Source organism: Escherichia sp. S10b (assembly GCF_028421345.1).
GTDB lineage: Bacteria > Pseudomonadota > Gammaproteobacteria > Enterobacterales > Enterobacteriaceae > ECMA0423.
In genome coordinates, this window is sequence record NZ_JAHZSO010000024.1 from 1 (window position 1) to 6,121 (window position 6,121).

A 6,121-nucleotide genomic window follows, 5' to 3' on the forward strand; every position below is an offset into this window, starting at 1 on the left:
GCCTGGTAAGCAGAGTTTTTGAAATGTAAGGCCTTTGAATAAGACAAAAGGCTGCCTCATCGCTAACTTTGCAACAGTGCCGGATTGAATATAACCGACGTGACTGTTACATTTAGGTGGCTAAACCCGTCAAGCCCTCAGGAGTGAATCATGACCGTAGTCACGACCGCCGATACCTCCCAACTGTACGCACTTGCAGCCCGACATGGGCTCAAGCTCCATGGCCCGCTGACTGTCAATGAGCTTGGGCTCGACTATAGGATCGTGATCGCCACCGTCGACGATGGACGTCGGTGGGTGCTGCGCATCCCGCGCCGAGCCGAGGTAAGCGCGAAGGTCGAACCAGAGGCGCGGGTGCTGGCAATGCTCAAGAATCGCCTGCCGTTCGCGGTGCCGGACTGGCGCGTGGCCAACGCCGAGCTCGTTGCCTATCCCATGCTCGAAGACTCGACTGCGATGGTCATCCAGCCTGGTTCGTCCACGCCCGACTGGGTCGTGCCGCAGGACTCGGAGGTCTTCGCGGAGAGCTTCGCGACCGCGCTCGCCGCCCTGCATGCCGTCCCCATTTCCGCCGCCGTGGATGCGGGGATGCTCATCCGTACACCGACGCAGGCCCGTCAGAAGGTGGCCGACGACGTTGACCGCGTCCGACGCGAGTTCGTGGTGAACGACAAGCGCCTCCACCGGTGGCAGCGCTGGCTCGACGACGATTCGTCGTGGCCAGATTTCTCCGTGGTGGTGCATGGCGATCTCTACGTGGGCCATGTGCTCATCGACAACACGGAGCGCGTCAGCGGGATGATCGACTGGAGCGAGGCCCGCGTTGATGACCCTGCCATCGACATGGCCGCGCACCTTATGGTCTTTGGTGAAGAGGGGCTCGCGAAGCTCCTCCTCACGTATGAAGCGGCCGGTGGCCGGGTGTGGCCGCGGCTCGCCCACCACATCGCGGAGCGCCTTGCGTTCGGGGCGGTCACCTACGCACTCTTCGCCCTCGACTCGGGTAACGAAGAGTACCTCGCTGCGGCGAAGGCGCAGCTCGCCGCAGCGGAATGAGCGAACGTCGATATAGCCCGCTCGCGACGCTGTTCGCGGCGACCTTTCTCTTCCGGATCGGCAACGCGGTGGCGGCCCTCGCGCTTCCATGGTTCGTCCTGTCTCATACAAAGAGCGCGGCCTGGGCGGGCGCCACGGCCGCTAGCAGCGTCATCGCGACCATCATCGGCGCGTGGGTTGGTGGTGGCCTCGTCGATCGGTTCGGGCGCGCGCCCGTCGCATTGATCTCGGGTGTGGTGGGCGGCGTGGCCATGGCGAGCATCCCACTGCTCGATGCCGTTGGCGCCCTCTCGAACACTGGGCTGATCGCTTGCGTGGTGCTCGGTGCCGCGTTCGACGCACCCGGTATGGCCGCGCAGGACAGTGAGCTGCCCAAACTCGGCCACGTCGCCGGGCTCTCCGTTGAGCGCGTCTCGTCACTGAAAGCGGTGATCGGGAACGTCGCGATTCTAGGTGGCCCGGCCCTTGGGGGGGCCGCAATCGGCCTGCTTGGCGCTGCGCCAACGCTCGGGCTGACGGCGTTCTGCTCCGTCCTTGCAGGTCTGCTCGGCGCGTGGGTGCTTCCCGCGCGTGCCGCTCGGACGATGACCACGACGGCGACTCTCTCCATGCGCGCCGGCGTCGCTTTTCTCTGGAGCGAACCCCTGCTGCGCCCTCTCTTTGGTATAGTGATGATCTTCGTGGGCATCGTTGGCGCCAACGGCAGCGTCATCATGCCTGCGCTGTTTGTAGATGCAGGACGCCAAGTAGCAGAGCTCGGGCTGTTCTCCTCAATGATGGGGGCTGGTGGTCTCCTTGGCATTGCCATTCATGCGTCGGTCGGCGCCCGGATATCAGCGCAGAACTGGCTGGCGGTGGCATTTTGTGGCTCTGCGGTGGGCTCGCTTCTGCTTTCACAGTTGCCAGGCGTGCCGGTGCTGATGTTGTTGGGCGCGCTCGTGGGACTGCTGACCGGCTCAGTCTCTCCCATTCTCAACGCTGCCATCTACAACCGCACGCCGCCAGAACTTCTCGGCCGGGTACTCGGCACGGTCTCGGCGGTGATGCTGTCAGCCTCGCCCATGGTTATGCTTGCGGCCGGCGCGTTTGTCGACCTTGCTGGTCCGCTCCCTGGCCTCGTTGTATCGGCCGTGTTTGCGGGGCTCGTGGCTCTACTCTCGCTCCGTCTTCAATTTGCTACAATGGCGGCGGCAGCCACAGCCTCCGCCCCAACCCATACAGAAGGTGAACACTGATGCCCCGCCCCAAGCTCAAGTCCGATGACGAGGTACTCGAGGCCGCCACCGTAGTGCTGAAGCGTTGCGGTCCCATAGAGTTCACGCTCAGCGGAGTAGCAAAGGAGGTGGGGCTCTCCCGCGCAGCGTTAATCCAGCGCTTCACCAACCGCGATACGCTGCTGGTGAGGATGATGGAGCGCGGCGTCGAGCAGGTGCGGCATTACCTGAATGCGATACCGATAGGCGCAGGGCCGCAAGGGCTCTGGGAATTTTTGCAGGTGCTCGTTCGGAGCATGAACACTCGCAACGACTTCTCGGTGAACTATCTCATCTCCTGGTACGAGCTCCAGGTGCCGGAGCTACGCACGCTTGCGATCCAGCGGAACCGCGCGGTGGTGGAGGGGATCCGCAAGCGACTGCCCCCAGGTGCTCCTGCGGCAGCTGAGTTGCTCCTGCACTCGGTCATCGCTGGCGCGACGATGCAGTGGGCCGTCGATCCGGATGGTGAGCTAGCTGATCATGTGCTGGCTCAGATCGCTGCCATCCTGTGTTTAATGTTTCCCGAACACGACGATTTCCAACTCCTCCAGGCACATGCGTAAACGGAGGTGTGCAGAGTCCCTGCGGCAGGCGACGAACACGACCGTCGTCGATTAGTACCGGTACGGTCGGTGGTATCGAAGTCTTGATCACCACTCAGGTCTACGGCTTACAAATGGTGACCATCCCGATACTTGCGTCAGAGCACCGGGCCGATTCTTTGACAGTGAATCACTCCCGTAAGGTTGTGCCGGTGTGGGTGTCCCGGGTCGAGACGATACTCCGCCAATGCGCCCAGCAAACAACCTGGCCATCGCAGGTGGTGGGGAGCGGTGTGGCGGATGAGTTGGACAAGTTGGTGTAGCAGCACGAGCACGGCGAGATAACATCGCAGGAGTTCGACATGCTCAAGAGACAGCTGATTGCGAATCGCGATGCAGATTCATAACCCGATTGCGGGTTGGCTTCACTCCACCATCACCGAGCAGACTAGCACGGCGGGCTCTGTTGCAAAGATTGGCGGCAGTCAGAGGTAGGCTGTCGCTCTGCGCCGATCAGGCGGCTGCTGCGAAATGGTGGTTGAGCATGCCCATGGCCTCCGTCAGCGCCGAGGGCCCAATGCCAAAAGCTCTCTCCACAAGGCGCACCTCGCCCCTGATGCCGGGCTGCAGGCACCAGGGGCGAGCCTGTCCTTTGCGCAGGGCTCGCATGACTTCGAATCCCTTGATCGTGGCATAGGCCGTGGGGATCGATTTGAAACCGCGCACCGGCTTGATCAGTATCTTGAGCTTTCCGTGATCGGCCTCGATCACGTTATTGAGATACTTCACCTGCCGGTGGGCCGTCTCCCGGTCCAGCTTTCCTTCGCGCTTCAATTCGGTGATCGCTGCACCATAGCTCGGCGCTTTGTCGGTATTGAGCGTGGCAGGCTTTTCCCAGTGCTTCAGGCCTCGCAGGGCCTTGCCCAGGAACCGCTTCGCTGCCTTGGCGCTGCGGGTCGGCGACAGGTAGAAATCGATCGTGTCGCCCCGCTTGTCGACTGCCCGGTACAGGTAGGTCCACTTGCCCCGCACCTTGACGTAGGTTTCATCCAGGCGCCAGCTCGGATCAAAGCCACGCCGCCAGAACCAGCGCAGCCGCTTCTCCATCTCCGGGGCGTAGCACTGGACCCAGCGATAGATCGTCGTATGGTCGACCGAAATGCCGCGTTCCGCCAGCATTTCCTCAAGGTCGCGATAGCTGATCGGATAGCGACAATACCAGCGCACCGCCCACAGGATCACATCACCCTGGAAATGGCGCCACTTGAAATCCGTCATCGTTCCGTCCGTCCAATCTCCGCCAAGCATGCTCAAGCTTCACGATTTTTGCAACAGAGCCCACACGAGTATTGAGCATAGTCGAGATTGGTGCAGATCACTTCTGATATTGAACTGTCAGGAGCTGGCTGCACAACAGCCATTACGCCCAATCAACTGGTGCAGTCGTCTTCTGAAAATGACAATCCAGTTAGGGTATAGCTCAACCTGACATAGAAGCAAAAACTCAACCACCTTCTACCAACTCTCCGAACAGCTCCTTGACCTTTGTTTTCGCATCAGCAAGTGCAGTTCTGCCTTGTTCAGTGATGTCATAAACACGCCGTTCACGTCGCCCGGTGCGTTCGTGGCGTGAGGTCAGATAGCCTTTTTTTTCCAGGCCGTGCAGCATCGGGTACACGGTGCCAGCGCTCATCTCGTAGCCGTGTCGGCGTAGCTCTTCGATGATCCCCAGCCCAAAGACAGGTTCCTCGGCTGCATGGTGAAGGATGTGCAGGCGGATCAAACCGCCGTAGAGGTCTTTGTCAGTCATTTTTTGTGCCTCACAGAGCGACGCTCAACAGCCACCCAGCTGCACCGCTACCGAGGACAACCAGCCACGGCGGGAGCTTCCAGAACATAAGTGCGACAAGGGCAACTAATGCCAAGCCGAAGTCTTGCGGCTGAAAGATGGCGCTAGTCCATACAGGCTGATACAGCGCGGCCAGCAGCAAGCCGACTACAGCGGCATTGATCCCGGCCAGCGCAGCTTGGATGCCTGTATTGCGGCGCAAACGCTCCCAAAATGGCATTGATCCGACGACCAGCAAGAACGAGGGCGCGAAGATAGCCAGCAGACACACAATGCCGCCGATCCAGCCCGACGGGGCGGTGTTCATCGAGGCACCAAGAAACGCGGCGAACGTGAACAAAGGGCCGGGCACCGCTTGAGCTGCCCCGTACCCCGCGAGAAAGGATTCATTGTTGACCCAGCCGGAGGGCACCACTTCGGCTTGCAGTAATGGCAGCACAACGTGACCACCGCCGAACACCAGTGATCCGACACGATAGAAGGAATCCACCATTGCCATGGTTTGACTTGGCATCAGTTCGGCCAACACCGGCAGGCCAATCAGCAAGACAAAGAACAGCGAGAGCCAAAGCACGCCGGCCCGGTGACTGACCGTGATAGGTAGGGGGTCATGCTCAACAACTTTCGCTGGCTTGAACAATAACCGGCCTGCGATGCCTGCGATAGCAATCACGCCAACCTGTCCCCACGCGGACGGCACAAGTAAAACGACGCAGGTAGCAATTGCCATGATGGTGACTCGCAGCCCATCCGTGCATAGGTTACGCGCCATGCCCCATACTGCTTGAGCGACCACGGCCACAGCCACCACTTTTAAGCCATGCAACGCGCCCTGCGAGACGTAATCGCCATAGCTGGAGATGCCGAGCGCAAAAAGGATCAAGGCTATGGCAGACGGCAGCGTGAAGCCAGCCCAAGCAGCCAGCGCCCCGCTGTATCCAGCCCGAGACAGTCCTACCGCTATGCCGACCTGGCTGCTTGCAGGCCCTGGCAAGAACTGACAAAGCGCGACCAAGTCAGCATAGCTCCGTTCGGAGAGCCAGCGCCGCCGTGTGACAAATTCGGCGCGGAAGTAGCCCAAGTGCGCAATGGGGCCGCCAAAAGATGTCAATCCAAGCCGCAGAAAAATAAGAAAGACCGACCATGGTCTGCTGTCATCGGTAGGGTTATTCGTCATACTTTCGCCTTCATGATCTGCAACGAGTTGATCAATAATAAGCGAAATTCGATAACGAAATTCGATATAAATCTAGAAAAAAATACCTCTATGTGTACTACGCAGTTTTAGCTGTGGCTTTCACAGGAGCACGCTTACTTACGGCTTAGCGTGCTTTATTTAATGAGATGGTCACTCCCTCCTTCCCAGTACTATGCTGAGGACAGGCTTTCATTCGGAGAACCATCATGGAAAACATTGC

At 59.9% G+C, this 6,121-nt stretch carries 6 protein-coding genes and 1 pseudogene; 3 read left to right on the plus strand and 4 right to left on the minus strand.

The window, feature by feature from the left end; all coding sequences use genetic code 11:
* Positions 1 to 150 precede the first annotated feature (150 nt).
* The 3 genes from FTE26_RS01630 to mphR(A) are packed head-to-tail and all read left to right on the plus strand — an operon-like array spanning position 151 to position 2,875.
* Positions 151 to 1,056, plus strand: a complete 906-nt coding sequence (locus FTE26_RS01630; RefSeq protein ID WP_000219391.1) for an Mph(A) family macrolide 2'-phosphotransferase — start codon at positions 151 to 153, stop codon at positions 1,054 to 1,056.
* Positions 1,053 to 2,291, plus strand: a complete 1,239-nt coding sequence (mrx(A), locus tag FTE26_RS01635) for a macrolide resistance MFS transporter Mrx(A) (RefSeq protein ID WP_000004159.1) — start codon at positions 1,053 to 1,055, stop codon at positions 2,289 to 2,291. Before FTE26_RS01630 ends, mrx(A) begins: the two co-directional genes overlap by 4 nt.
* Complete coding sequence (mphR(A), locus tag FTE26_RS01640; protein ID WP_001137892.1) at positions 2,291 to 2,875, plus strand: macrolide-binding transcriptional repressor MphR(A); 585 nt, start codon at positions 2,291 to 2,293, stop codon at positions 2,873 to 2,875. Before mrx(A) ends, mphR(A) begins: the two co-directional genes overlap by 1 nt.
* 492 nt (positions 2,876 to 3,367) lie before the next feature.
* Here the strand turns inward: mphR(A) and FTE26_RS01645 are convergent, their stop codons facing one another.
* The 4 genes and pseudogenes from FTE26_RS01645 to chrA all read right to left on the minus strand — a co-directional run bounded on the left by FTE26_RS01645 (position 3,368) and on the right by chrA (position 5,880).
* Complete coding sequence (locus FTE26_RS01645; RefSeq protein WP_001389365.1) at positions 3,368 to 4,132, minus strand: IS6-like element IS6100 family transposase; 765 nt, start codon at positions 4,130 to 4,132, stop codon at positions 3,368 to 3,370.
* Positions 4,133 to 4,249: 117 nt separating this feature from the next.
* A pseudogene (locus FTE26_RS01650) lies at positions 4,250 to 4,315 on the minus strand (EAL domain-containing protein); the annotation flags it as partial.
* Between the two features lie 43 nt (positions 4,316 to 4,358).
* Positions 4,359 to 4,664 (minus strand): PadR family transcriptional regulator, encoded by a 306-nt coding sequence (locus FTE26_RS01655; protein WP_000130000.1) that lies wholly within the window; start codon positions 4,662 to 4,664, stop codon positions 4,359 to 4,361.
* 10 nt (positions 4,665 to 4,674) lie between these two features.
* On the minus strand, positions 4,675 to 5,880 hold the full coding sequence (gene chrA, locus FTE26_RS01660; RefSeq protein WP_000184001.1) for a chromate efflux transporter: 1,206 nt from the start codon (positions 5,878 to 5,880) through the stop codon (positions 4,675 to 4,677).
* Positions 5,881 to 6,121 lie beyond the last annotated feature (241 nt).